This is a genomic window from Actinoplanes sp. G11-F43 (assembly GCF_050589265.1).
Lineage (GTDB): Bacteria > Actinomycetota > Actinomycetes > Mycobacteriales > Micromonosporaceae > Actinoplanes.
Map to the genome: position 1 here is coordinate 12,706 of NZ_JBNZCE010000059.1, position 24,211 is coordinate 36,916.

Annotated in this window: 20 protein-coding genes, 1 tRNA gene and 3 pseudogenes; 13 read left to right on the forward strand and 11 right to left on the reverse strand. The window is 69.3% G+C overall.

What is annotated here, in order from left to right; all coding sequences use genetic code 11:
• Positions 1 to 140 precede the first annotated feature (140 nt).
• Positions 141 to 401, forward strand: coding sequence for a hypothetical protein (locus tag ACQ0O7_RS42455; protein ID WP_430791592.1), 261 nt, complete (start codon positions 141 to 143; stop codon positions 399 to 401).
• Positions 402 to 406: 5 nt separating this feature from the next.
• Here the strand turns inward: ACQ0O7_RS42455 and ACQ0O7_RS42460 are convergent, their stop codons facing one another.
• Positions 407 to 1,783: a diguanylate cyclase gene (locus ACQ0O7_RS42460; RefSeq protein ID WP_430791593.1), complete on the reverse strand. Its 1,377-nt coding sequence runs from the start codon at positions 1,781 to 1,783 to the stop codon at positions 407 to 409.
• Between the two features lie 157 nt (positions 1,784 to 1,940).
• Between ACQ0O7_RS42460 and ACQ0O7_RS42465 the strand changes: the two genes are divergently transcribed.
• The 4 genes and pseudogenes from ACQ0O7_RS42465 (at position 1,941) to ACQ0O7_RS42480 (ending at position 4,791) form a co-directional block, all read left to right on the forward strand.
• Complete coding sequence (locus ACQ0O7_RS42465; protein WP_430791656.1) at positions 1,941 to 2,384, forward strand: hypothetical protein; 444 nt, start codon at positions 1,941 to 1,943, stop codon at positions 2,382 to 2,384.
• A gap of 190 nt (positions 2,385 to 2,574) precedes the next feature.
• Positions 2,575 to 3,168 carry a TetR family transcriptional regulator gene (locus ACQ0O7_RS42470; RefSeq protein WP_430791594.1) on the forward strand — a complete coding sequence of 198 codons (594 nt, stop codon included), beginning with the start codon at positions 2,575 to 2,577 and terminating at the stop codon, positions 3,166 to 3,168.
• Between the two features lie 366 nt (positions 3,169 to 3,534).
• Positions 3,535 to 4,047 (forward strand): annotated as a pseudogene (locus ACQ0O7_RS42475) (recombinase family protein); the annotation flags it as partial.
• Between the two features lie 75 nt (positions 4,048 to 4,122).
• Positions 4,123 to 4,791, forward strand: a complete 669-nt coding sequence (locus ACQ0O7_RS42480) for a zinc ribbon domain-containing protein (RefSeq protein ID WP_430791657.1) — start codon at positions 4,123 to 4,125, stop codon at positions 4,789 to 4,791.
• Here the strand turns inward: ACQ0O7_RS42480 and ACQ0O7_RS42485 are convergent.
• Positions 4,756 to 4,840 (reverse strand) — tRNA-Leu (locus ACQ0O7_RS42485). The two genes, ACQ0O7_RS42480 and ACQ0O7_RS42485, sit on opposite strands and share 36 nt — an antisense overlap.
• Before the next feature lie 179 nt (positions 4,841 to 5,019).
• Here ACQ0O7_RS42485 and ACQ0O7_RS42490 point away from each other — a divergent pair.
• The 7 genes from ACQ0O7_RS42490 (at position 5,020) to ACQ0O7_RS42520 (ending at position 15,851) form a co-directional block, all read left to right on the forward strand.
• Positions 5,020 to 6,267 (forward strand): tetratricopeptide repeat protein, encoded by a 1,248-nt coding sequence (locus ACQ0O7_RS42490; RefSeq protein WP_430791595.1) that lies wholly within the window; start codon positions 5,020 to 5,022, stop codon positions 6,265 to 6,267.
• Positions 6,268 to 6,364: 97 nt separating this feature from the next.
• Complete coding sequence (locus ACQ0O7_RS42495) at positions 6,365 to 8,968, forward strand: fibronectin type III domain-containing protein (RefSeq protein WP_430791596.1); 2,604 nt, start codon at positions 6,365 to 6,367, stop codon at positions 8,966 to 8,968.
• Complete coding sequence (locus ACQ0O7_RS42500) at positions 8,962 to 9,933, forward strand: AAA family ATPase (protein WP_430791597.1); 972 nt, start codon at positions 8,962 to 8,964, stop codon at positions 9,931 to 9,933. The genes ACQ0O7_RS42495 and ACQ0O7_RS42500 overlap by 7 nt, the downstream gene beginning before the upstream one ends.
• A 1-nt stretch (position 9,934) precedes the next feature.
• Positions 9,935 to 11,074, forward strand: a complete 1,140-nt coding sequence (locus tag ACQ0O7_RS42505) for a DUF58 domain-containing protein (RefSeq protein ID WP_430791598.1) — start codon at positions 9,935 to 9,937, stop codon at positions 11,072 to 11,074.
• 232 nt (positions 11,075 to 11,306) lie between these two features.
• Positions 11,307 to 14,066: a DUF3488 and transglutaminase-like domain-containing protein gene (locus ACQ0O7_RS42510; protein WP_430791599.1), complete on the forward strand. Its 2,760-nt coding sequence runs from the start codon at positions 11,307 to 11,309 to the stop codon at positions 14,064 to 14,066.
• Between the two features lie 318 nt (positions 14,067 to 14,384).
• Positions 14,385 to 14,987: a hypothetical protein gene (locus ACQ0O7_RS42515; RefSeq protein ID WP_430791600.1), complete on the forward strand. Its 603-nt coding sequence runs from the start codon at positions 14,385 to 14,387 to the stop codon at positions 14,985 to 14,987.
• A 123-nt stretch (positions 14,988 to 15,110) separates the two neighbouring features.
• Positions 15,111 to 15,851: a pectate lyase gene (locus ACQ0O7_RS42520; RefSeq protein WP_430791601.1), complete on the forward strand. Its 741-nt coding sequence runs from the start codon at positions 15,111 to 15,113 to the stop codon at positions 15,849 to 15,851.
• 668 nt (positions 15,852 to 16,519) lie between these two features.
• Here ACQ0O7_RS42520 and ACQ0O7_RS42525 read toward each other — a convergent pair.
• The 6 genes and pseudogenes from ACQ0O7_RS42525 to ACQ0O7_RS42550 all read right to left on the reverse strand — a co-directional run bounded on the left by ACQ0O7_RS42525 (position 16,520) and on the right by ACQ0O7_RS42550 (position 20,600).
• Positions 16,520 to 16,987 (reverse strand): NAD(P)H-dependent oxidoreductase, encoded by a 468-nt coding sequence (locus tag ACQ0O7_RS42525; RefSeq protein WP_430791658.1) that lies wholly within the window; start codon positions 16,985 to 16,987, stop codon positions 16,520 to 16,522.
• Positions 16,988 to 17,059: 72 nt separating this feature from the next.
• Positions 17,060 to 17,203: pseudogene (locus ACQ0O7_RS42530) on the reverse strand (IS5-like element IS4811 family transposase); the annotation flags it as partial.
• Positions 17,204 to 17,317: 114 nt separating this feature from the next.
• A complete protein-coding gene (locus ACQ0O7_RS42535) occupies positions 17,318 to 18,445 on the reverse strand; it encodes a hypothetical protein (RefSeq protein WP_430791602.1) in 1,128 nt (375 codons plus the stop codon).
• A gap of 387 nt (positions 18,446 to 18,832) precedes the next feature.
• Positions 18,833 to 19,561 carry a hypothetical protein gene (locus tag ACQ0O7_RS42540; RefSeq protein WP_430791603.1) on the reverse strand — a complete coding sequence of 243 codons (729 nt, stop codon included), beginning with the start codon at positions 19,559 to 19,561 and terminating at the stop codon, positions 18,833 to 18,835.
• A gap of 80 nt (positions 19,562 to 19,641) precedes the next feature.
• Positions 19,642 to 19,857, reverse strand: a complete 216-nt coding sequence (locus ACQ0O7_RS42545) for a hypothetical protein (protein WP_430791604.1) — start codon at positions 19,855 to 19,857, stop codon at positions 19,642 to 19,644.
• An 86-nt stretch (positions 19,858 to 19,943) separates the two neighbouring features.
• A complete protein-coding gene (locus tag ACQ0O7_RS42550; protein WP_430791605.1) occupies positions 19,944 to 20,600 on the reverse strand; it encodes an SDR family oxidoreductase in 657 nt (218 codons plus the stop codon).
• A 245-nt stretch (positions 20,601 to 20,845) separates the two neighbouring features.
• Between ACQ0O7_RS42550 and ACQ0O7_RS42555 the strand changes: the two are divergent.
• Positions 20,846 to 21,883 (forward strand): annotated as a pseudogene (locus ACQ0O7_RS42555) (transposase); the annotation flags it as partial.
• A 138-nt stretch (positions 21,884 to 22,021) separates the two neighbouring features.
• Here the strand turns inward: ACQ0O7_RS42555 and ACQ0O7_RS42560 are convergent.
• From ACQ0O7_RS42560 to ACQ0O7_RS42570, 3 genes are all read right to left on the reverse strand, one after another.
• Entirely contained in the window at positions 22,022 to 22,708 is a 687-nt protein-coding gene (locus tag ACQ0O7_RS42560) for an HAD family hydrolase (RefSeq protein WP_430791606.1), read from the reverse strand.
• Positions 22,709 to 22,773: 65 nt separating this feature from the next.
• A complete protein-coding gene (locus ACQ0O7_RS42565) occupies positions 22,774 to 23,571 on the reverse strand; it encodes a slipin family protein (protein WP_430791607.1) in 798 nt (265 codons plus the stop codon).
• A gap of 194 nt (positions 23,572 to 23,765) precedes the next feature.
• Entirely contained in the window at positions 23,766 to 24,200 is a 435-nt protein-coding gene (locus tag ACQ0O7_RS42570) for a PPOX class F420-dependent oxidoreductase (protein WP_430791608.1), read from the reverse strand.
• Positions 24,201 to 24,211 lie beyond the last annotated feature (11 nt).

Here is a 24,211-nt window from a genome sequence, read left to right on the forward strand (position 1 = left end):
CGGGAAGGTACAACATGGACGGTGCCGGTCGAGTGGTGTGCCGTACGCCGTCGTGATGTGAGGTCGCCGGGTCTGACGGACGATCAGGATCGGCAGACGCGGTCCAGTCTGTCGCCGTCAGGGGCACCGGGTTCCGCGGAATGGATGATCAGCCGCAGGCCGGGCCGGCACGGCGACGACGCGGTCGTCCGCGGGTGCTGGCAGCCGAGATTCTGGACGGCTCACCCACCTCAGTGCGGGTGTCGCTGCAAGTCATGGAGGAGACCCGCGGCATCGCTGACGTGGTCGACGCGGTCCGGCATCACAGCCCGGCCCTCGACGACCTGATGGTCAGCGAGGACGCGATCGAGGGCCTGACCGCGTTCGCCCAGAAACGCAAGCCGATCTGGCGCAACCGCTGACCGCTTCAGGTCAGAGCCGGCTCGACGTAGGTGGCGACGTCCGGGGTGCCCGCTCGTTTGGCGCGGTACATCGCGTGATCGGCTCGGCGCAGCAGCTCATCGCCGGTAGGGCATCCTGCCGCCGAGGCGGCGCCGATGCTCGCCCGCACGTGGACCAGCTCGTCGTGGACCAGCACGGGGTGGGTCATCTCGTGCTGGAAGCGGGCTGCCGCGGCCAGGGCGGCGTCGGTGCCGCCGGCCGGCAGGAAGATGACGAACTCGTCGCCACCGAGGCGGCCGGCGACGCCGTGGTCGCCGGCACTCCGGCGGATCATGTCGGCGGCGGCACAGAGCAGGTGGTCCCCGGCGTCGTGGCCGAGGCGGTCGTTGACCTGTTTGAAGCCGTTCAAGTCGATGAAGAGTGCGGCGGCGTCCGCGTTCAGCCGGGCGGCCAGGATCTCGTGGATCGCCGACCTGTTCTTCAGGCCGGTGAGGCTGTCGTGGCGTGCGGCGTACGCTTCCTTCTCCTGTTGATGACGGCGCATGCTGACATCGCGGAAGTTGGCGACGATGCCGCCGACGGCGGGGTTGGCGGTCAGGTTGCGTCCGTTGATCTCCAGCCAGACGACGGTGCCGTCGGCGTGGCGTCCGCGCAGCTCGATACGGTGCGATCCACCGGCCTCCCGGGCGAGAGAGCGGAGCCATGCGTCGAAGGTGGGCTGATCCTCCCGGTGCAGCCACGCGCGTGCCTGGTCGCCGACGGATGGCTGCCCGGTGGCGTTGCTCAAGTGTTCGGCGGCGGGGCTGAGGTAGAGGATCCTGCCGGTGGTGTCGAGCAGTGCGATGCCGTCCGCGGAGTCGTGAACCAGGGCGCGGAAGCGTTCCTCGCTGAGTCGCAAGGCCAGTTCCGCCTGCTCCCGTTCGACGCTGAAGCGGCCCATCGCACGGATCACCAGCACGGCCACCACCACACCGAGGGCAGCGCAGGCGTTCGCCTCAGTCGAGGGCAGGACACTGGGTATCCAGCCGGAGCTGGTGCAGAGCTGAGCTGCCGCGATCAGAACCGTGGCCGACCAGGCGGCGACCGGCCACATCCGTGCGCCGCTTCCCTTCATGTGAATCACGGCGACGAAGAGGACGGCCGAGGTCAGGACCGGACCCCATCCGGTGCTGTAGACGGCGGCGACCGCGGTGAGCATCAACAGGACCAGCCGCCGGCGAGGCCGGCCGTGGCCACCGGGGCCGGCCAGCCATCTCTGGACGGCCGGTTGGAGTTGCAGTCCGGCGAACGCGATGAGCGGCAGAGCCCAGGACAGGTCGGCGTCGCCGACGCCGGCGACGTTCAGCAGCACCACGGCCGCGGCGAAGAGGACAGCCTCAGAGGCGATTGCCAAGGGCTGCATCAAGCGCTTCGCCCGCTCCCACACGTACCGCTCTCCCTCCTGCCGCTCGGCCGTTCGCTGATTTCCACATCGTCAGTGGAGCGGCTGAGCTGAGCAGGCACTCAGCAGCGAACACGCCACTGGGCGGCGTGTTTGTCCTTCGGTAGCTATCGTTGCGGTGGGTGATGGATCGGCTGATCGCTTCGAACGCTGCGGTGATCCAGTCCTCCAGCATCGGCGCCAAGGCATTCGGGCACATCGACCTCGACGACCTGAACAACGCCAAGAAGTGGAACCCGAACAAGGCGTACGGCGACGGCAAACTCGCCAACATCCTGTTCACCAGGGAACTGCACCGCCGCTACCACTCCCAGGGCCTGTCCGCGGTGGCGTTCCACCCCGGCACCGTCGCCACCAACTTCGCCAGCGACACCACCAGCCCGATCCGGTTCATGTACCGCACCCCGCTGGCCAGACTGTTCCTCATCAGCTCCGACAAGGGCGGCCAGGCACTGACCTGGCTGGCCGAGGGCACCCCCGGCACCACCTGGCAGTCCGGCGCCTACTACGAGAACAACAAGATCAAACCCGAAGCGAAACAGAACCCGCAGGTACGCGATGACGCTCTCGCCCGTGGCCTCTGGGAGCGCAGTGAAGCCATGCTCAACACCGCCGGTGTCTGATCCGGTGAACCCCGCCTCCTTCGTGGACGACGGCACCGGGATAGTCCTCGGCGCCGTCGGCACGCCGGCATCGTGACCCGGTCGCGCCACCCGGGAGCGTCTGCGCCACCGGGTGATACGTTCGGTCGCGTGCAGGCCCCGATCCCGGTCCGTGAGCGAGCCCGGCGCGCCATGCGCGCCGAGCTGGCGATGCTCGGCCAGGACCTGTTCGCGGCCAAGGGCTACGAGCAGACCACCATCGACGACCTCGTCGCCGCCGCCGGCATCTCCAAACGGACATTCTTCCGCTACTTCACCTCCAAGGAAGACCTCGTCCTCGGCAAATACGACGTCTGGGCCGAACGCCTCGTCGAAGCCTTCGCCGCCCGGCCCGCCGACGAACCGGTCTGGCAATCGCTGCGCCGCGCCTTCGACGTCGTCGCCGACTCCTTCTCCGACAGCGACCAGCTCGCCCGTACCCTCGCCATGGAGAAGGTCATCAAGGACAACCCCGTCCTCGGCGCCGGGGAACTCGAACGCGTCGCCCGCGTCCAAGACCAGCTCGCCACGCTGCTCAGCGCCCGCCTCACCGGAGACTCACCGGCCGACCCGCGCCCGGCCGCCATCACCGGCGCCGCGCTGTCCTGCCTGATCGCGGCCAAGAACATCTGGATCGCCGGTGACCAGGCCGAGCCGTTCAGTGTCGTTCTCGACCAGGCGATGTCCGCCCTCACCATCGCCTAGCTGACCCGCGCCCGCAGCCTGATCGAACCGGCCGGCGGTGAAGTCGTCGCCGAGTTCTTCGGCATCGGGCTGTCCCGCGCCCTGCCGTGGAAACGGCGACCGGAAGCGACGCGCCTGCTCGACGCGATCAAGAGCGCGGGACGCGACTTCGAGGCCGTCGTCATCGGTGAGCGGCAGCGCGCGTTCTACGGCAGCCAGTTCGGCATGACCTTCCCCGTCTTCGTGCACTACGGCGTCAGCCTCTGGGTACCGGAGATCGGCGGCGCCATCGATCCGGGCTCCGACGCCCATGATCTCGTCATGGCGCTGTACGGCGGTATGAGCAAAGGCGAACGCAACCGCATCAAGATCCGCGTTCATTCCGCGATGAAGGCACAGACCGAACTCGAAGGCCGCTACCTCGGCGGACGCCCGCCCTACGGCTACCGCCTCACCGACGCCTGCCCACACCCCAACCCCGGCAAAGCCGCCGAAGGCAAGCGCCTGCACCAACTCGATCCCGACCCGGTCACCGCACCGATCGTCAAACGCATCTTCGAGGAGTACGCCGCCGGGCGCGGCATGACCACTATCGCTCGCGGCCTCACCCAGGATGGCATCCTGTGCCCGTCCGCCTACGACCGCGAGCGGAACTCCCACCGCAAGACCCAGGTCTGAGAACTATCAGCCGTCCGCGCCATACTCCGTAACCCGCGCTACACCGGCCGCCAAGTCTGGAACAAGCAGCGGACCGACGAGGTCCTGATCGACGTCGAGGACATCGCGCTCGGTCACGAGAACAAGCAACGGTGGAACGACCCGAGCCAGTGGGTCTGGTCGCAGCACGAGGCTCACGCGCCTCTGATCACCGCCGATCTCTACGAGCGAGCACAGAACGGCATCAAGACGCGCGGGACCAACGGTGAGACAGGCCGTGCGCCGCGCCGCAGCGTCCGCCCGTACCTCTTCCGGGGCTTGATTGAGTGTGGGCTCTGCGGACGCAACATGGTCGGCAATCCGAACCATGACCGTCTCTACTACCGGTGCAAGGCATCACGTGACTTCGTTCGCCAGCACGAGATCACCCATCCGCCCGTGCTCTATCTGCGCGAAGACACCATCACTGAACCCGTCGACAAGTTCCTCCGGCAAGAACTCACCGGCGACACCCTCACCGCCACCCTGCGCGGACTCGCCGACGCCCACTACCGCGCCGAACTCGCTCGGCATCAAGGCACCGACCAGAGTCGGCAACTCCGGCAGACGATCGACGACTGCGACAACAAGATCAAGCGCTACCGGGCCGCCCTCGACGCAGGCGGCGATCCCGTGCTCATCGCGTCCTGGATCAGCGAGACCTCAACCGAACGAGACAACGCGACCGCCGCTCTTCGTCTGAGCGCGGTACCGCCGCAGCGGGTCAACGAGGGACAGATCGCGGCGATCGTTGACGGACTCGGCGGCCTACTGACCGTCCTGCGAGAGGCCGACCCTCGCGACAAGGCCGAGCTTTACAGTCGCATCGGCCTGCGGATGACGTACCAACCAGGCCTAGAAACACTGAAGGCCGAAATCGTCTCTGACGACTTCGGCCGTGTGCTTAACGTGTGTCCGAGGGGGGACTTGAACCCCCACGTCCGATAAAGGACACTAGCACCTCAAGCTAGCGCGTCTGCCATTCCGCCACCCGGACCTGCACTGCAGCCTACCTGAGCCGTCCCGCCGGACTTTCGTCTGGGTTTCGGCTGCCCTGTCGGCCGCACAGGACAGAACTTTACATGGCCCCCTTGACCCCTCGAAGCGGGGGTGGGTGGCCGTGGTCATGGAGATCGGGTGTGGCGTTGGGGCGGGATACCCGGCAGCATGGCTGGCGTGTCTCAGCCGTCCCCTCTCGCTCCGGTGCTCGACCGTGCTCGTTCGCTGATCGCCTCGGGGCAGTTCGATTCCGCCCAAGTGCTTCTCGAGCGCGCCGTCGAGGTGGGCCGGGAGAAGCTGGGTGAGGATGAGCCGATCGTGCTCACCGCGGCCCGGGAGCTGGCCGGCGTCTATCTGCGCACCGATGATCCGATGGCGGCCCGGCGGGTTCTCGAGGACGCCTATGCGGCCGGGCAGTGGCGTCTCGGGGACAGCGACCCGGTCATGCTGCACATTTCGCACGACATCGGGGTTGTCGCTCAGGAGCTCGGGAACAAGCACGAGGCTCGCAAGGCGTTCGGGCGGGTGCTGGCCAACGCTCCGGCGGTGTTGGGGGAGGGGCACGAGTTCGTCGCCCGGGCTCGGGATTATCTGGGGGAGGAGCAACCTTCCCTCGCTTCGGTACGGCCGGAGGTCACGCCCACTCCGAGCCCCGTCCTACCGGCTCCTGCCGCACCGGCCCCGGTGACACCAGCCTCCGTGACACCAGCTCCCGTGACTCCGGCGCCGGTTGTGGCCGTTCCTGACCCCGTACCGCAAGCTCCGGTCGTTGAAATTGTCGAGCCGGCGCGACCGGATGTGCGCACGGCCATGGAGCACTCGACCGAGATGCTGCCGGTCACTCGTCCGGTGGATCAGCGGAACGACGCCCGCTACCCGCAGCCACCGGTTCACCAGCCCCCACCGCCGGTCCACCACCAGCAGGTAATCGTTCCACAGCAGCAGGGATGGCCCATCCCGCCGCAGCCCGTGACAGTGGTGTCCCAGCCGTACACGGAAAGCAGATCCGGCAACCGTGCCGTCGCGATCACCTTGACCGCCGTCGCCACCTTGATCTCCGCCGTCGCGGTGGGTGCCCTGGTGGTGGTGTTGGCGGACCGGTCACAAGATGAGCCGGTCGCCGGCCCCGGGAGTCCGAGTGCCCCGGTGCTCAGCGGTCAGGCCCCGACCAAGGTCGAGCTGGATGATCAGGGTTCGACCGTGCACGTCAACTGGGCTGATCCGACGGACGGGCGGAACGGGTTCATGGTCACGATGGCGCGGGAGGGACAGCAGCTGCGACCTGTGTCACAGGTCGGTCCGGGCAAGACCACGACGTACGTCGCCGGACTCAATCCTGACCTGGAGTACTGCTTCGCCGTGGTCGCGGTCTACTCCACGAACCAGTTCGCGAGCTCCAAGCAGGTGTGTACGGAACGTGCATAGCTTATCCACAGGCTTGACGAGCCGGGTATCGACGGAGACCCCCACTTCCCTATGATGGCCTGCGTCCTGAAGGCGCACCACGGGGAGGACAAACGCTGTGACCAGCACTGATGGCACCGGAAAAAGGCGTAGGCCGAGCAAGGGCCAGCTGGTCACGATGGCGACCGTCCTGGCGTTGGTGGCCGGGCTGGGCATCACCGTGCGCGGGCTCGGGTCCGCCGATCAGGCGCTGGCCAGCTTCGACGCGGCCTCCTGGCTGTGGAGCAAGGGCAAGGCCGAGCTGGCCCGGATCAACGGCACCTCGGCCCGGGTGGACACCCGCGCCGACGTCGGCCAGTCCACTCGCGGGCACCAGTTGCAGGTGAGTCAGAGCGACCGGTTCGTGATCCTGCGCGACGTCAACACGGGTGCGATCGCGTCGATGGATCTGACCGATCTCCAGGCGTATTGGAACGCGGAGTCCCAGGCCGGCATCGGTGTGAGTGTGGCGCTGCACGACAGGTTCGCGTTCGTGGTCGACGCGGTGCAGGGCAAGGTGCAGCAGGTCGACCCGTCGAGTCTGCAGCCGGTCGGCGACCCACTCCAGTTCCCGCCGGGCATCAGCGGCGGGGTGTTCGACGGTGCGGGCGTCCTGTGGATCGCGGCGCCGAGTGAGGGCACCGTGACCGCGGTCAAGCCGGGGGAGGGCGAGGGGGTGCCGCCGTCGCGGGTGCGCACCGACCCGGTCGCCGCGCCCAGTCACGATCTGGCGGTCAGCGCCATGGACAAGGGCGTGGCCGTGCTGGACCGGACGACGAACGGGCTGGTCAAGGTCACCGAGACCGGTGCTGGTGAGACGGTGACGCTGCCGTTGACCGGGCCGGGTGAGCTGCCCCCACGCACCGACGGCGACCTGATCGCGGTGACCGTGCCGGACGACCGCCGGGTCTACACGGTCGGCGGGTCGGGGATCAGGGAGATGGTCGTCCCGGCGGGTTCCGGTGGCGAGTTGCGGACCGCTGTGGCCTACGAGGGCTATGTCTACGTCCCGGAGAACGACGGGACCGTGCACGTCTTCGACGAGAACGGGCAGCCGGAGGAGCCGTTCGACATCCGGCGCCCGGGTGGTGACCTGGAGCTGGACGTCCGGGAGAACCACCTGTTCATCAACGCGCCGGGCTCGTCCACCGCCCGCGTCGTCAACGACCAGCACACGGTGCGCAGCGTCGACAAGTATGACGACGAGGTCCTCGGTGGTGACCCGCCGCCGGTGAAGTCCCAGCCGGAGCCACCGAAACCGAAGAAGCCGAAGAAGCCGGTGGTCAGCAAGCCGAGCGCACCCCGCGCGGTGCGGGCCGCGGCAGGCAACGCCGAGGTGCGGGTGACCTGGCAGGCGGCCGCGCCGAACGGCGCAGCGATCACCCGCTACGTGGTGACCGGCGCGGACCAGACCTTCCCGGTGGGGGCCGATCAGCGGTCGCTGGTGGTGCCCAACCTGACGAACGGTGAGACCTACCGGTTCGAGGTGCACGCGGTGAACCGCAAGGGCGACGGTCCGGCCAAGCAGAGCAACCCGGTGGTGCCGACCTCGGAGGTCCCGGACCCGCCGGCCACCCCGCCGGTGGCCGAGGCGAAACCGGACGGCACGGTCGCGGTGACCTGGCCGGAGGCCAACGGTCAGGGCCACAAGATCCAGCGGTACGCGGTGACCGCGGTCACCGAGGGTGGCGGTGCCCCGGTCGGCGAGTCGACGAGCACCACGCTGGCGATCCCGGCGGGGCAGTTGGAGTTCGGCAAGCAGTACGCGTTCACCGTCGTCGCGATCAACGACATCGGCGCCGGCTCCAAGGCCTCCGGTGTCAGCAACACCGTGGTCCCGTTCGCGGTCCCGGCCAAACCCGACGGGGTGCAGGCGGCCACGGTCGCCGATCAGGCCGGTGCGGTGCGGGTGACCTGGACGGCGCCGGCCGAGAACGGGCGGCCGATCACGAAGTACGTGGTGACCGCCGGTGGCAAGGAGACCGAGGTCACCGAGACGACGGCCACCTTGACCGGGCTCGGCACCGGTGCGACCGTGCAGGTCCAGGTGGTGGCGGTGAACGAGGCCGGCCCGGGTGAGGCTGCCGGCGCGACCGCGCGGACCGTGGCGGCGCCGACGGTCACGGTGACCGGGGTGGACCCGACATTCAACACGGCGAGGGTGGCGTTCAACGTGAACGGTGGCGGTGGCACGACCACGTGCACGCTCACCGTGTCCGGCGGCGGCAAGGGCTCGTCCGGCAGTTGCACCGCGCTGAACGCGACCGGGCTGAAGCCGAGCACCGCCTACACCTTCACGGTCACCGCGAAGAACGCCGCGGGCAGCGCGAACAAGGCGTCGGCGAAGACCACCGACATCCTGTACGGCACGGCCACCTGCATCAACGGCGACGACGGCGACCAGCGGACCTACTGCAACTCCGACGTCGACGGCCGCAACGGCAACGAGATCTTCCGGGGCACCACCCAGAACGACTCTCAGCAGGCAGGCTGGGTGAAGAACGGGACGCGACTCCAGACGTACTGCAAGAAGTCCGGTGAAGAGGTCTACGCGTTCGTCTACAACAAGAACAAGCGAAGCACGTGGTGGATCCAGGTGAACTACAGCGGCAAGACCTACATCCCGTGGGCGTGGCTGAACCTCGACGGCGGCGACGATCTGGGGAACCTGCCGACATGCTGACACCCGCCCACGTCCAAGGGTTCGCCGACGTCGCCGGGCAGCTCGCCGCCCGGATCGGCACCGTCGTGCTCGGCAAGCCCGAGGTGGTCCGGCTCACCCTGACCGCGATGTTCGCCCAGGGGCACGTCCTGCTGGAGGACGTGCCCGGGGTCGGCAAGACCACCCTCGCCCGGGCGCTGGCCGCATCCATCCGCGGGCAGTGGCGGCGCATCCAGTTCACCCCCGACCTGCTGCCCTCCGACGTGTCCGGCGTGACCGTCTTCAACCAGTCCAACGGCGGGTTCGAGTTCCATCCCGGGCCGGTCTTCGCCAACCTGGTGATCGCCGACGAGATCAACCGGGCGTCGCCGAAGACCCAGTCGTCGCTGCTGGAGGTGATGGAGGAGCGGCGGGTCACCATCGACGGGGTGCCGCACCCGGTCCCGCAACCGTTCCTGGTGGTGGCCACCCAGAACCCGGTCGAGATGGACGGCACCTACCGGCTGCCCGAGGCGCAGCTCGACCGGTTCCTGGTGAAACTGTCCGTCGGCTACCCGTCCGAGGACGTCGAGATCGAAGTGCTGCGCGGTGCCGCGATGCGGTCGCCGGACAGCCTGGATCCGGTCACCGACACCACCATGATCGGCGAGATGACCCGGATGGTCGCGGCCGTGCACATCGCCGATCCGCTGTACACGTACGCAGTCCGTCTCGCCGCCTCCACCCGCAACCATCCGCAGGTCCGCGTCGGGGTCAGCCCTCGTGGGGTGATCGCGCTGACCCGGGCCGCCGCGGCGTACGCGCTGATCAACGGCCGTGGTTATGTGCTCCCGGAGGATTTCAAGGACCTGGTCGAGCCGGTGTTCGCGCACCGCGTCCTGCTCTCCGCCGACGCCCAGCTGCGCGGGGTGTCGGCCACCGACGTGCTCGCCGACGCGCTGCGCTCGGTCCCTGTCCCGTTGCCCGACCAGCACGTGCCGGTCTGACATGTTCCGCGGAGGAGGGCAGCGCAGCGGGTTGACGGCCCGCGGCGCCGGGCTGATCCTGGCCACCGTCGTGCTGCTCGGCGCCGGATTCCGGTTCGGCTACCCGGATCTGGCCCTGCTCGGGGCGGCCGCCGGGGTCGCGGTGCTCGCGGCACTGGTGTTCGCGCTGTGGCGGCCCCGCCTCGGTGTCACCCGGGTGGCCGATCCCGATTGGGTCGCCCGCGGCGAACCGGCCGATGTCACCCTCACCATCAGCAACACCAGCCGGGTGCGCGCGGCCACCCTGGTCGCCACCGATCGCTGCGGAACGGCGAGTGTCGAGGTCCCGTTGCTGCGGCTACGGGCCGGACACGACACCGTGGAGAGCTATCCGGTGCCGACCCACCGGCGCGGGCTGGTGCCGATCGGGCCACTGCACGTCACCCGGCGTGATCCGCTCGGGCTGATCACCCTGGCCCGGGGGTACGGCGGCGCCACCGTCGTGCGGGTCTACCCCAAGGTGCACCCGCTGCGCGCGGTTCCGGCCGGGCTCACCCGCAGCCTGGACGGCAGCGTCGACAAGGTGCCCCAGGGCACGATCACGTTCGACACCCTCCGGGAGTACGTCCCCGGCGACGAGATCCGGCGCATCCACTGGCGCAGCAGTGCCAAGGTCGGCGAGCTGATGGTCCGGGAACAGCTCGACACCGCCGAACCGACGATCGTCGTCCTGCTCGACGACCGGGCCACGGCACACAGCGGGGACAGCTTCGAGGACGCGTGCGAGGCCGCCGCGTCGATCGTGGTCGCGGCGGTTCGGGAGGATCTGCCGGTCAGCCTGCACCTGGTGGCCGGCCGTGGCAGCGGGCCGCACCTGGATGTGCTCACCGAGGCGGTGCTCGGCGACGGGGACCTCGACGCCACCCTGCGGCAGTTGCGAGCCCAGCGGCTCGGTGACACGTTGATCTTCCTGACCGGGCCGGGGGGCCGCTCCGATCTGGGGGCGGTGAGTGGGCTGCGAGGGGCGTACCCGGTGGCTCTCGCCGGAATCCTCGGCGACCGCGACTCGTCCCCCTCCTCACCCACCGACCGCCTGCTGGTGATCGAAGCGGCCGACGGCGCCGAGTTCGCCGCGGCCTGGGACGGGATGCGCGGATGGTGAGCCGGGGCGGGCGTGGTGTGCGAACGGCGAGCCCGGCCGGGTGCGTTGCGCGGACGGTGAGCCGGGGTGGGCGTGGTGTGCGGACGGCGGGGCCGGCCGGGTGCGGTGTGCGAACGGTGAGCCCGGGTGGGCGTGGTGTGCGGACGGCGAGGCCGGCCGGGTGCGCTGCGCGGACGGTGAGCCCGGGTGGACTCGGCGGGAACATGCGGGTGGGCGGATGTGAGGTCGGGACGTGGGGATAGCGGGGAGGTTGCGCCGGGCCGTCGTGCCGGTCGCGCTGGCCGGGATGTTGATGCTGGCCGGGGCCGTGCTGGGACGGATCTACGCCGACGACCTGCTGTGGTATCTGACGGCAGGCGCCGCGGTCGGCTCGGTCGGTGTGGGTGTCGCCATGCGCCGGCTGCCGTCGTGGGCGGTCGCGCCGCTGTCGGCCCTGCTGCTCGCCGGATATCTGCTGCTCTCCATGTACCTGGCGGCCGGACCGGGCGGGCTCACCGCCGAGACGGTCCGGGACGCTCTGACCAACGGCATTCCCCGCCTGCTCACCGCCATGATCCCGGTCGAGGTCACCCCGGACACCGTGGTCATCGCGGTCGCCGCTGTCTGGGTCGCCGGGCTGGCGGCCACCGAGGTCGCCGTCCGCAGTGGGCGGGTGCTGCTGGGATGTGTGCCGGCGGTGGCGGTCTACGCGGCGGCGATCTACGTGGTCGGCCCCAACGCCTCGGCCGCGACCGGCCACACCCTGATCTTCGCGGGACTCGTCGTCGCGGCACTGGCCGCGGTCTCCGGTGCCGGGGGTTCCACCCACGCGGCGGTACGGGCCCGAGCGCTCGGCAGTGCCGCCGCCGGCCTGCTCGTGGTGGTCGCACTGATCGCCGCGGCCGGGCCGTGGATCGGCGGCCGGGTGGACCGGACACCCGTCGACCCACGGCAGTACGTGCAGCCGCCCCGGGTGGACAGCCTGGACGAGAGCCCACTGAACCGGATCTCCGGGTGGGCGCTCTACCCGAACCAGCCACTGCTCGAATACCGCCCCGGCGACCCGGCCGACCCGGCGCCACTGCCACTGCCGACCGCCACGTCGAAGAGCGCCGGCCCGTCGAAATCCGGCAAGACGAACCCGTCCCGTCGCGCGGGCACGAACCGCAGCGCCGCCGCTGAGAACGGCGCGGGGACGAACAGCGGCAACGCGGGAACGAACAGCGGCAACGCGGGGACGAACAGCGGCAACGCGGGAACGAACAGCGGCAACGCGGGGACGAACAATGACAGCGGCGCGGGCGCAAACCGTGGCGATGACGCGGAGACGAACCCCGGCGGTGGCCAGGGCGGGGGCGCGGGCGCCGTTCCGATCAAAGCCCCGGCGGCCAGTTCCGCGCCCACCGGAAGCGAAACCGCTGAGGACACCGCCAGCGAAGACGCCGGCCGCGCCGAGGACGACGGTGGTACCGACGGCGCCGTGAACGGGGCGGCGGCTCAGCGTGGGGTGCGGCTGCGGCTCGCGGTGCTGTCCGATTTCGACGGGGTCACCTGGCGGGTCGGCGGGCTCTACCGGAACGCCGGACGGGTTCTGCCCGGTCCCGATGTGCCGGACGGGACCGAGGTCTCCGAGACCCAGCACCAGATCACCATCACCGGGCTGACCGGGCGGCTGCTTCCGGCCCTGCCCACACCGACCCGGATCACCGGGGCGCGGGTCGCCTACGACGCGGCCAGTGGGACCCTGATCCGGCCGGAGGGGCTCAGCGAGGGACTGCGCTACACGGCCGTCTCCCAGGTGCAGAAACCCGACCTCAACCTGCTCCCGGTGGCTGACGTGCCGTCCGGTGACGCGGTGGCCCGCTATCTCGCCCAGGGCACCAACGTCCCGGAGCAGATCGAGAAACTGGCCGATCATCTCGGCGACGGGAACGGGGCGCCCTACGACCGGGCCGTGGCGATCGAGGACTTCCTGGCCGGGCACTATCGGCACGAGGCTGATGCGCCGAGCGGTCACGCGTATCCCAATCTCGGGCATTTTCTCTTCGGTCGCCGTGACCTGGGCGGGCAGAAGGGGACGTCGGAGCAGTTCGCCGCGGCCTACGCGGTGCTCGCCCGCCTGACCGGACTGCCCAGCCGGGTGGTCGTCGGGTTCGTCGCGCCGGCCGCGGGCGGGGCGGTCACCGCCGGGGACGCGCTGGCGTGGCCCGAGGTGTACTTCGACCAGGTCGGCTGGGTGCCGTTCGACCCGTTGCCGAAGAGTGACGAGGTACGGCCGGTCGAGGAGGACTTCACGCCGCCCACCCCGTCACCACCACCGTCCCCGTCGGACGAACCGGAACCCACCGAGGCCGCCTCGTCGGCACCACCGGCCGATGTCGCGGCACCCGCCCCACAGGAGGGCGCGTCCACGATCCTGGTCGTGTCCGGTACCTCCGGTGGGGTGTTGCTGCTGCTCACCGCGCTGGCGTTCGGGATCGCCGGGTTGCGGGGCGCCCAGCGGCGACGGCGTCTGACCACCGGTGACCCGGGCGTACGGATCACCGGCGCCTGGCTGGAACTGACCGACGCGCTACGTCTGGCCGGCCGCCCGATCCCCGGCCACCTGTCGGCCACCGAGGCGGCCCGGCACGCGGCGGTCCTGCCACGCCCGGCCCAGCGCACCGGTCTGCTCCGCCGCGCAGTCCCACCCACCCCCGAGGAGACAGCGGCGGCCGCGGACGAGAGAAGCGGCCCGTTGATCCCGGTGGACGGGGCGGATGTGAAGGAGCGCGAGACCGCAGACCGGGCGACGCCGACGGCTGGGCCGGCGGAGCCGTTGCCGCCACTGGATGCGCTGGTGGAGGCGGTCAATACGGCCGGATTCGCGCCGGGGGCGGCGGATGCCGCGCAGGCGGAACGGGCCGGTGACCAGGTGGTCGCCTACGCCGAGGCCTTGCGGATGCGACGGTCGTGGTGGCGGCGGATCTGGTGGAACATCCGGCCAGGACCGTTGCGCTGGAACCGGAAATGATCAGCTAGTTGAGCGTCCAGGTCAGGTCGTGNAGGCGGAACGGGCCGGTGACCAGGTGGTCGCCTACGCCGAGGCCTTGCGGATGCGACGGTCGTGGTGGCGGCGGATCTGGTGGAACATCCGGCCAGGACCGTTGCGCTGGAACCGGAAATGATCAGCTAGTTGAGCGTCCAGGTCAGGTCGTGTGCCGATCCGCGGCTCGATTCGAGCCGCGGATCGGCACACGATCCCAGACCCTGACGTGATCAGGAGAACGCGGGCCGAGCAGCGCTTTTGATGATCATCTGAGCTATCGTGTCGGCTCCTATGAGAGTTCCGATGCGACAGATCCTGGCCGGCCTCGTTGTGGTGGTCGCCGCCGCTGGGTGCTCCCCGAACGCCGAGCCGATGTCCGTGCCCGTGGTCACCGACGAGTCGATTGCCGACCATGCGCTGCTCAACGACGTGCTGCAGATCGACTACCAGCGGCGGAACGAGTCGTCGCCGGCGTTCGCTCTGGTTCCGGCCACCCGGCCGCCGGGGCTGCTGCGGATGCCGGCCGGGGGCAGTCACGGTGACGGCGGTTCCTTCGTGACCAACTACCAGTTCGGCGCGCAGTGGCTGCACGCCGTCGTGGAACTCTCGCCCCAGCCGACCGTCACCTGTGACGAGGCCGACGACACCTCGTCGATGTGTGTGCGGGACGCCGATATCGAGAGCAACGTGTCGGGGTTCTCGCACGTGACCGTCTACTTCACCGGGAACGTCAACACCGCGCCCCGAGCCGGTGACCGGGAGACCGACGAGGCGGCCGAGTTCTGGTCGCGTACCGAGATGGTGCCGATCGACGAAGCCCGCTGGTTCGCTGACCTGCTGCAACGCGCCTCAACCGCCGCCGCGAACCAGCCCGGCGGTAGCCGAGGCGAGCACGGCGGACCTTAAGAAGTCCTTAAGTCTGGGCGATCAAGGAAACCGCTTTCCCGCAAGATCCGTGCTCATGGGAAGAAACCCGTCCCGGCTACCGAAAGGCACGTGATGGCACATTCCCGGCGAAACAGAGGCCGTGTGATCGGGGCGGCGGTGGTCGCTCTCGGCCTCGGCGCGGCTGTCGTCTTCACGAACTTCGCGTCGGCCGCGGTGCCCGAGGCGACCGGCGAGCAGGTGGTGACCGAGACGATCGAGGTCACCGGGGAGTTCGACGGCGAGAACCAGCGGTTCATCGGCGGCGGCGCGCTCGGCGACGGCGGCCAGGACGAGGGCCAGGACCCGATGTTCAAGCTCGCCGACGGGGCCACGCTGCGTAACGTGATCCTGGGCAGCCCGGCCGCTGACGGCGTGCACTGCTCCGGCAGCTGCACGATCAACAACGTGCACTGGGAGGACGTCGGCGAGGACGCGGCCACCTTCCGCGGCACCGACGCGACAGTGGTGATCGAGGGCGGCAGCGCGGCGAAGGCCGACGACAAGGTGTTCCAGGACAACCGGGGTGCCGGCGGTTCAGTCACCATCCGTGACTTCGAGGTCTCCGACTTCGGCAAGCTCTACCGCTCGTGCGGCAACTGCTCGACCCAGGCCGCCCGCACGGTGACCATCTCGAACATCGTCGCGAACGCCCCCGGCGGCACCCTCGCCGGCATCAACACCAACCTCGGCGACACGGTCACCCTGGACGGCATCACCATCGTCGGCGACGAGATCAGCCTCTGCGACCGGTTCGAGGGCAACGACACCGGCGACGAGCCGACCAAGATCGGCGAAGGCCCGGACGGCACCAGCTGCGTGGCAACCGGCGTGACCGGTCCGTGAGACAACGCGTGACCGGACGGTGGGACGCCACGTGACCGGTCCGTGAGACCTCGCCAGGGTGGCCGGCCCCCCAGTCGCTTCCCGGCCACCCTGGCGAGCACGAACTCACCCCGCGGCCCGGGTCCGCGTTCCCCCGGTCCGCTGCCGTCTTCGGGCCATTGGTCAAAATGCAGGAACGTTGGCCGCACGCCAATCGGGCCCCAGAAATCGGGTCGCCCCGTCCGGTCCCCGCGACGCTTGCATAAGTGCCTGTTTCTCTACCCGTTTCGCAGGTAGAAACATTTTCGGCGTGTTGTGAGCGCCTGTGGCGTTCGATGGAGCGTCACGGTGACGTCGCACCGAACGGCTGCGCGGGCGCCGGTGGATCGGTGCAGCAGACCGAACAGATGTGGTGGTGCCTCACCCTCGCCACCAAACGCGACCGGGTGCCGGTCGACCGAGTACCTCGGCGTAGCCGCGCTGCGCCAGTCCGGCCGCCAGTCGACGACGACGTCCTGGCACACATCTGGCCGACGCACCAGGAGAACGCGCACTTCGTGGTCTGGCCCCGAGGAAACCCGATCGGAGCCGGACCACGATCTGTGACATGCGTTTCGGGACGGTCGGTCAGGCCCGGCTCAGTGCGGCGGCCCGCAGCCCGTGCTCGGCGGCCTGCTCGTGCCCGGTTTTCATCGACTCCTCGGCCAGCCCTCGCAGCGACGCCATTTCCGGATTCCAGAATGCGTGGGTCGGTTCTGCTTCGGCGACGTGCAGGTCCAGGCCGAAGACCTCGGCCAGAATTCGGCGCAGGTAGGGGGTGGCGTGGTCCCAGCCCTCCTTCGGGGTGCCGGCCCGTAGCCGCCGCCACGGCTCAACGCCAGCACCGCGGGCCGGCCTTTGAGTGGCCAGTCACCGTGAACGCCGAGCCGGGGGTGGTTCAGGATCAGGTCGAGCCAGGTCTTGAGCTGGGACGGAACGTTCCAGTCGTACAGCGGCACCGCGAACAGGTAGGCGTCGGCTTCCAGGAGTTCCATGCCGAGACGGTCGAGGAGTTCGCGTGCCTCGGCCGGGGCGGGTGCGGTCGGGTCGACCCCGGGGAGTAGCCGAGTCCTCTGCTGGCTCGGATTGTCCCCATGCGGTGACGGCGAACAGTTCAGCGACGATCTCGGAGAGGAGCTGGGCTAGACGGCCAGCGGCAACGGTTCGGCGGCGTGGCGCTGTTGTTGGGCGCGGGCAAGCCGTCGGGTCATCAGGGTGATGTTGGCCCAGGTGATGTGGGCTTCGGAGTGTTCAGGCAGGCGTTCGTAGCCGCGGGAGTTGCGGCGGGCGCGCATCAGCCAGGACAGTGAGCGTTCCACAATCCAGCGCCGCGGTCTGTGGAATCTGTTTGTCAAGTTCGTGGCCGTGGAACGGGGGGTTGGTTTGGCCGGTTCGCAGGCATCGGTAACAAGCGAGGAACGACATGGTGCCGCCGGCGCTCACGGGGTTCAGCCTGTGGATTGGAGCCTTCCGAGCGCGACCATACGGCGCATGACCGGGATCGGGATGACCGGGTTGCGGGCAGCATAATCGGCACTGCCCGCATCGAGCAGCAGCGTCACGAGGGCTTCGAGCGGCATCGAGGGATTGAGCCAGGCTCGCCGGCGGACGCCTTGGTCGGTGTCGGCAGCAAGTCTCTGGAGCGAGTCTGGCGAGAGGCGCTGGTCCTGCCCGGCGGCTCTGCGCACGATCGGATCGGGGTCGCAGCCGAGCCGCTCGGCGACCGCATTCGTGGAGGCCGGGTCGGTGAGGGCGAGGGCCCGCAAACGAGGGTTCGGGTCTGTCACGTAGCGCCGCAAACCGTCGCGGGGGAAGTTGGGGTGATTGTGCGGCCGGCCGGGGAAGGACAGGCTCCCTTCCCACCACGCGGCCACCTCCAGGAGCATCTCTGGTGGGGCATCGTCGCATGACTCGGCGAGGAAAAGCCGCACGATGCGGTCCTGGTCGCGGGCCAGCGTGGCCACCACGTCGGTGGGCAGACGTGGCGCCCTTGCGAGGCTGCGTCGGATCAGCAGTTTCGGCGAGGCCGCGAGTTGGCGCATGGCTTCGGCGTTCTCGTGCAGGGCGCCGATCCACCAGAGCGCCATCGTCCGGTCGCCCGGGTCAATGTCAGGCGCTTCGGCGGCCATCGCCGCGATATCCGCCGGCGTCTGGGGCGGCGTGGCGTCGGGGTGCGGAGCACGGCTGACACCACGACGACCGCGGGAAAGCCGCCGTGCGGCCAGTTGCTCTCCCGCGAACTCCGCGAAGAGTTCTCGCTGCCGCGGATCCGGAGTGGTGGCGACAAGCCGGTCCCACTGCGTGACGGAGAGGTGACCGGAATCCGCGGCCATGGCGCGTACGTACCTGGCATTGTGGACGACCGCAGCATCCATGACCTCGGGCGGTAGGTCCTCCCGCCAAAGAAAGCCGGCCTCGCCGGCATCCAGGAGGCTGAGGAGCACGCCGACAGGCGCCGCGCGATTGAAACCGAGCCCGGAGAGCCAAGACAGGGCTACTCGCCGGTCGAGGTCGGTAGCGGCAGTCAGCCTGGTCCAGGTCCCGTCGGACGCGTCGGTAGGCTGTATGTCGGTCATCAGCCAAAGGCTAGAACACTGACCGCAAGCCGTGACCCGAGCCCGAGGTCCGGCGCGCTGCGACCAGGGCAGCGGACTTGCATCGGCCGGAACCGGCCGCGCCACGCCGGCGCGGGTGACAGATTGCGTCCGGATCGGTGCCGGCTCAGGTGTGTCCGTGCCGGACATCGATGATGGGCAGCAGCGTTGCCGTGGCGGGGATGCCGATCTGACGCGGCGCCGGCGTCGCAGTACTGCCAGGGCTCTCCAGCAGCTGCCGCGCCACTGGTGACGGCATCGCGATCTTTACTGACGGCATCGCGCATCGAAGTGTCGCGAGTTTGGCTGGTGGTGACCTCATCGCCGGCCCTGAGGAGTGGGATCCGGTCGGCTCGGGGAGTTCCGCAATCACACCAGGTCGTCGATGTCAGCGAGAGTTTGCAGGGTCTCCTCGCTGTCGGCAGCGTCGAACGCCGCGAACAGCGTCAACTGAAGATCGGCGCTGGACAGCCAGGTGATGACTTGCTCGGCCTGGCGGTCACGGTCTTGCCAGAAGGCATTGGTGAGCCGTCGCTTGTTGCGGTCCGAGCGGTAGCCGCTATCGAGGAGTGACCGTAGCTGCGCCGCCGCTGCGGGTCTGTCCGGCGGGCGGGTAAGGGCTGAAGCCCATTCGGTGAGGTAGGGCTTGAGGTCATCCTCGGCGTTGCCGATCGCGCAGAGAACGGTGTCGACGTCTTCTTCGTCAGGGCCGCGAGCCAGAGCATTCGCCCACAAGGCCGCCAAGAAGGTGCGGATGGCGTCTCGCTCCTCGTCCTGCCAACTACTCCACTCGGCAAAGCGCAATCTGCCCACTACTGACTCCAAGTCCGGCCAGCTGAACCCCTCGCCGCAGGCGATCTCCAGTAGTCGCGGCAGGAAGTAGCGGAGGTCGGCGACACTCCCGACGGTGAACATGACGTTGGCCGCGTATGGCCGTAGCGCCTCGGCCGGAAGCTGCCGTATGGGCATGTCTGTCAGCACGGCCCGTCCATCTTCGGGCGTGAAGCAGCACTGGCAATAGTCGATAGAGATTGGTCGAGGAACTCGGGCAAATGCGGCGTATAGCGAGTTGATCGCGGCAGCCAGGGACTCGCTCACGGCTTCACGCTAGATCACCGTTTGCATCGAAGGCGACCGAGTTCGGACGGCTCAGCTGCGCCGGCGGGTGGCGTATCTGTTCAGAGAAATAGGTCGGCGTTCTCAGCGGCCCATTCGTCGTAGGTACGCGGCGAGCGGCCGATGATGTCCCGGACGGAGGGCCGTTGCGCGGCCGTCCATTCGGTGAGTTCGGTCAGGCGCGCACCGTACTCCTGGAGGGCGTACAGCGTTACCTCGATGGCGCCTTCCGGCCAGCCGTTACGTTGCCACGTTGCCCGGCTCTCAGCAGCCGTCACGTTGATGGCCTGAACGTCGCAACCGATGGCGTCAGCGATGCTGCGTACTCGAGACTGGGTTGACTAAGGCAAGCCCACCGCCTCGATCACGGTGCCGGCGTAGTGGTCAGTGTGCATCGCCGCCGCAGCGATAGCGGCGAGATCGTCTTCATGGATGAACGGGTAGTGCCCGGTGTCGAGAAGGCCTCCCGGACGACTCCCTCCGTTCGGATGGACTGCGGCCAGTCGGAGCCGGTCGCGGGATACGTGCCGCTCCTGGCGGAGCCCATCACGGCGGATGGCCGGATATGAGTCCACTCGATCCCGGAACGCTCTACAGCGCGTTCGATGGCGAGCCAGTGCCAGGTCTCCGGCGGGTTGTACTGCTCGTACTCGGGCCCGTGGGACGACAGCAGCACGATCCGTCGGACACCGGCGTCACGCGCCAGCCTCAATGACGCTCCGACGGTTGAGGGATGCGCGCCGGCGAGGAATACCGCGTCAACGCCGGCGAAGACCTCGGCAGACGGCAACGGCTGGCTGATGGAGCCGGTTACCACCTGTACCTCGGCCGGCCAGCCACTGCACTCCTCGGGCTCTGCGAGCACTCTGACGGGGTCCCCGGCAGCAAGCAACTGCCGTGCCAAGCGTTGTCCGACAAGCCCCGTAGGGCTGCAGCCCTCATCCTTGCTCGGCGCGACGACCGTGAGGAGCTTGACGACCTCAGCGGTTGGCCGGCTTTGGGACAAGTGAGATCTGTCCATGGCAAGACCCTCCAAGAGTTGGCGGGGATCTTGCGCGTGATCGGTAGTGGCGCAGCCGGGCGACTTCCGCGCACCACTGAGATCAACGTTGCGGATCCAACTGCGGCGACCTTACCGGCCCCTGCCGATGTGTGCCACCCCGGAGAAGCGGCATCGCAACGACCTCAGACAGGGCGTCGCGAAGCAGGCAGCCCTGACAAATCTCCAGCCATGTCCAGCCGTATCGGAGTTTCGTTGTCGCCGGCATGACGGATCGAGCGGAAGCGATCGATGCGATGGCGGGGTTTCGGCTGCGGTTCTACCGGTGCCTGACTGCGCGGGCGGATGCGCTGTTCGAGTCGGCCGAGGCGCTGTTGTGTACCGACGGGCCGGTCAACACCCTGGTCGGACTGTCGCTGGCACCGGAGCACCGGCGCGGGCACGGCGCGTTGTATGACGCGCTCGACCACGGCCGTATCGAGGTTGTGGCGCTGCGCCGGCAGCTGTCCAAGACACCGGGTCGTCTGGTCCTCGCGGTGGATGTCTCGCCGTGGCTGCGCCCGGACGGTGACCGCGACATCCTGATCGTGCTGGACGCCGGCTACGAGGCCCCGCGCATCGCCTGGCTGCTGCGCCGTCCGACGCCGCCCCGCGTCTATCAGCCCTTGGGTGGCCGGCCGGCCAAGCACGGGGCTGAGTTCGTCTTTCGGTGACCCGGCCACCTGGGACAGCGAGCAGGCGGTCACGCAGACCGACACCCGGCTTTACGGCCAGGCCCGGGCGCAGGCCTGGGACCGGCTCCACCCGCGGCGGACCCACCGGGCCGCGTGGGCCGATCACGACGGGCCGTTGCCGATCATCGCCGGCACGGTCATCCGGCTCACCGTCGACCATTTGCCCAGCCGGGGCGAACCCAAGCCGGTGTGGCTGTGGTGGTCCAAGGCCGACGCCACCGCTGCGGACGTGGACCGCTGCTGGCAGGCGTTCCCACGCCGCTTCGATCTTGAGCACACCTTCCGCATGATCAAGCAGACGCTGGGCTGGACCGCCCCGAAGCTGCGCGACCCGGCGGCGGCCGACCGGTGGACGTGGCTGATTCCGGCCGCGCATACTCAGCTGTGCCTGGCCCGACCCCTCGCCCAGGACTTGCGCCGGCCGTGGGAGCGCCCGGTGCCACCACAGCGGCTCACCCCGGCGCGGGTGCGACGGGGTTTCGGAGCCTGCACGCGACCAGCGCCTCGCCAGCGCGTGCACCGAAACCGAGCAAGCCCGGTCCCGGGCGTCCGCCCGGTTCCCGCAACCGGCACACCTCGCTCGTCACCCTGATCACCCATCGGTGCCCTCCACGGTCAGGCGCAAGGTGAAGTCAGTTCGAGCTGAACATCCATCGCGAGAGATATCACGCGTTCGTGTGGCCCGGAGCGGTCGGCGTCCGGAACCCGTCAGGCGGCGCCCAGCAGGGCCGCCGCGGCGGGAAGGTCGGCGACGGTGGCGGTGGCCGGGGGAGCGTCGGGGGCGTCGGCGTGGTTGCCGGTCCGGACTCGGATGGAGCGGGCACCCAGGGCCGCCGCCACCGCCATGTCCGTGTTGGGGCGGTCACCGATCACCACCAGGTCGGTGGGGGCGACCCCCAGCGACTCGGCCGCCTGCCGCAAGCCCTCCGGATGCGGTTTTCGCAGCGTACGCCCACCCAGCTCATCCGTGATGACCACGGCCCGGAACGAGTTCAGCAAACCGGTGGCGGCCAGTTTCGCCCGCTGGACGGCCGGTTCGCCGTCGGTCAGGCAGGCCACCGGGTAGCGGGCGCTGATCGCCGACAGGGCGGCGGTGGCGCCGGGATAGGCGGGCAGGCGGCGCGGCCGGTAGGTGCTGAACGCCGCCACCAGCGCGGGGATCAGTTCGGGGTCGACGCCGGACGCGGCGAGGGAGCCGTCGATGCCGGCGCCGCCCAGCATGCCGCGCCGGACGGCCCGGGTGAGCCGCACCGGGTCGAGGCCGGCCGCGGCTCCGGCCCGGCCGACGGCACGCGTCGCACCGTACACAAAACTCGACGTCGGGTAGAGCGTGTCGTCGAGGTCGATGACGACGGCCAGGGGTGGGTTCTCGATCAGGTCCATGGTCCCGCCCATCGAATCAGGCCACGGCAAGTGGCGGCAGCCCCCCACCATCGACCCGGCCCGCGACCAGGTGAGAACTATTCGGCCACGTGCTTGTCGAAGCCGATGTAGAGCCGCGCCTCGGCGTTGGCGCCCAGCGCGCTCATCGTCTCCAGCTCGCGCAGCCGGAGCAGGGCCGGATGTTCCGCGTACGCCTGGGCGGCCTCGGCCAGCCGGCGCAGCGCGTCGACCTCGGCGTCGGCCCGGATCCGTTTGGCGGCGGCGTCGGCCTCCGCGGTGACCCGGGCGGCCTCGGCCCGCGACGCCGCCTCCAGGGTCTCCCGGTCGGCCCTGGTGCGGGCCTCGACCATCTGCGCCTCGGCCATCCGCTGCGCGGTCAGCACCCGGTTCATCACGTCCTGCAGGTTGCCCGGGAACACCAGGTCCTTCACGTCGGCCCGGATGATCCGCACGCCGTAGCTCGCGGAGACGCCCTCGACGTCGCGCAGGATGTCCTCGGACAGCTGGTTGCGGTTGGTGAGGATGGCCTCCAGGGTCATCGACGCGAGGGACCTGCGGGCGGCCAGCTGCACGTCGCTGTAGACGCGGTCCTCGTAGTCGGTGACCCGCTCCATCGCGGCGACCGGATCGGTCACCCGGAAATGCGTGATGATGTTGACCCGGACCGCGACCTTGTCGGCGGTGAGGATCTCCTGGCCTTTGATGTTCAGCTCGCGTTCGCGCAGGTCGACCGGCACGATCTCGACCTTCGCCACCCGCTGGAACGGGCGGTGCCGCGACAGCTGATGGCGGCCCGGCTCCACCACCCGGTCGAATCGGCCGTCGACATAGCGCAGACCCTGGAAACCGCTGCGGATGATCACCTCTTTGGACATGGCACACCTTCGATTTTCATGACAGGAAACGTTGAGGTGGCCCCGTAGCGGTCCCGATGTGAAGGACCGGTCACAGATGATTCCAGCGGACGAGCGCGGTTTGATCTCCAGTGCGCCCGCTGGTTAAGTGCCGGCTTCTGATGCCGCCGGGGCCACATCGATCATGCGGGATCCCCGGCGGCTTCTCAACGCATTTACCGGTTGATGCTCGCCCCGTACACCTTGCCGACCGTCAATGTCATCAGCACCCGCCGGTCGTCGACCATCACCTGCCGGTACTCGTCCCAGTCGGGATGTTCGCCGGCCGCCCGCCGGTAGTAGTCGACGAGCGCCTCCACCTCCGGCCCGTGCGGGTCGGTGCTCGGCCCGGTCAGCGTCACGTCGCCCTCGGCGGTCGCCCACGACCAGCCGTCGGCGCTGGTCACCTCCAGCGCGGCACGCGGATCCCGGCGCAGGTTGACGGTCTTGGCCCGCCCCTCGGTCATCGACACCAGGATCACCCCGGCGTCGCGGTCGTAGTAGGGCGTCACCGGCGACAGCTGTGGCAGCCCGCTGGACTTGATGGTCGCCAGCACCCCGATCTTGCTTCCGGCCAGCAATTCACGCGGATCGAACTCGGCTTCGGTCATACCCCTGGCAA

Coding starts and splice junctions, on each gene's coding strand:
- ACQ0O7_RS42455 (WP_430791592.1), top strand. CDS start 141: ATGGATGATCAGCCGCAGGCCGGGCCGGCACGGCGACGACGCGGTCGT.
- ACQ0O7_RS42460 (WP_430791593.1), bottom strand. CDS start 1,783: ATGCAGCCCTTGGCAATCGCCTCTGAGGCTGTCCTCTTCGCCGCGGCC.
- ACQ0O7_RS42500 (WP_430791597.1), top strand. CDS start 8,962: ATGCTGACACCCGCCCACGTCCAAGGGTTCGCCGACGTCGCCGGGCAG.
- ACQ0O7_RS42505 (WP_430791598.1), top strand. CDS start 9,935: ATGTTCCGCGGAGGAGGGCAGCGCAGCGGGTTGACGGCCCGCGGCGCC.
- ACQ0O7_RS42515 (WP_430791600.1), top strand. CDS start 14,385: ATGCGACAGATCCTGGCCGGCCTCGTTGTGGTGGTCGCCGCCGCTGGG.
- ACQ0O7_RS42535 (WP_430791602.1), bottom strand. CDS start 18,445: ATGACCGACATACAGCCTACCGACGCGTCCGACGGGACCTGGACCAGG.
- ACQ0O7_RS42550 (WP_430791605.1), bottom strand. CDS start 20,600: ATGGACAGATCTCACTTGTCCCAAAGCCGGCCAACCGCTGAGGTCGTC.
- ACQ0O7_RS42560 (WP_430791606.1), bottom strand. CDS start 22,708: ATGGGCGGGACCATGGACCTGATCGAGAACCCACCCCTGGCCGTCGTC.
- ACQ0O7_RS42565 (WP_430791607.1), bottom strand. CDS start 23,571: ATGTCCAAAGAGGTGATCATCCGCAGCGGTTTCCAGGGTCTGCGCTAT.
- ACQ0O7_RS42570 (WP_430791608.1), bottom strand. CDS start 24,200: ATGACCGAAGCCGAGTTCGATCCGCGTGAATTGCTGGCCGGAAGCAAG.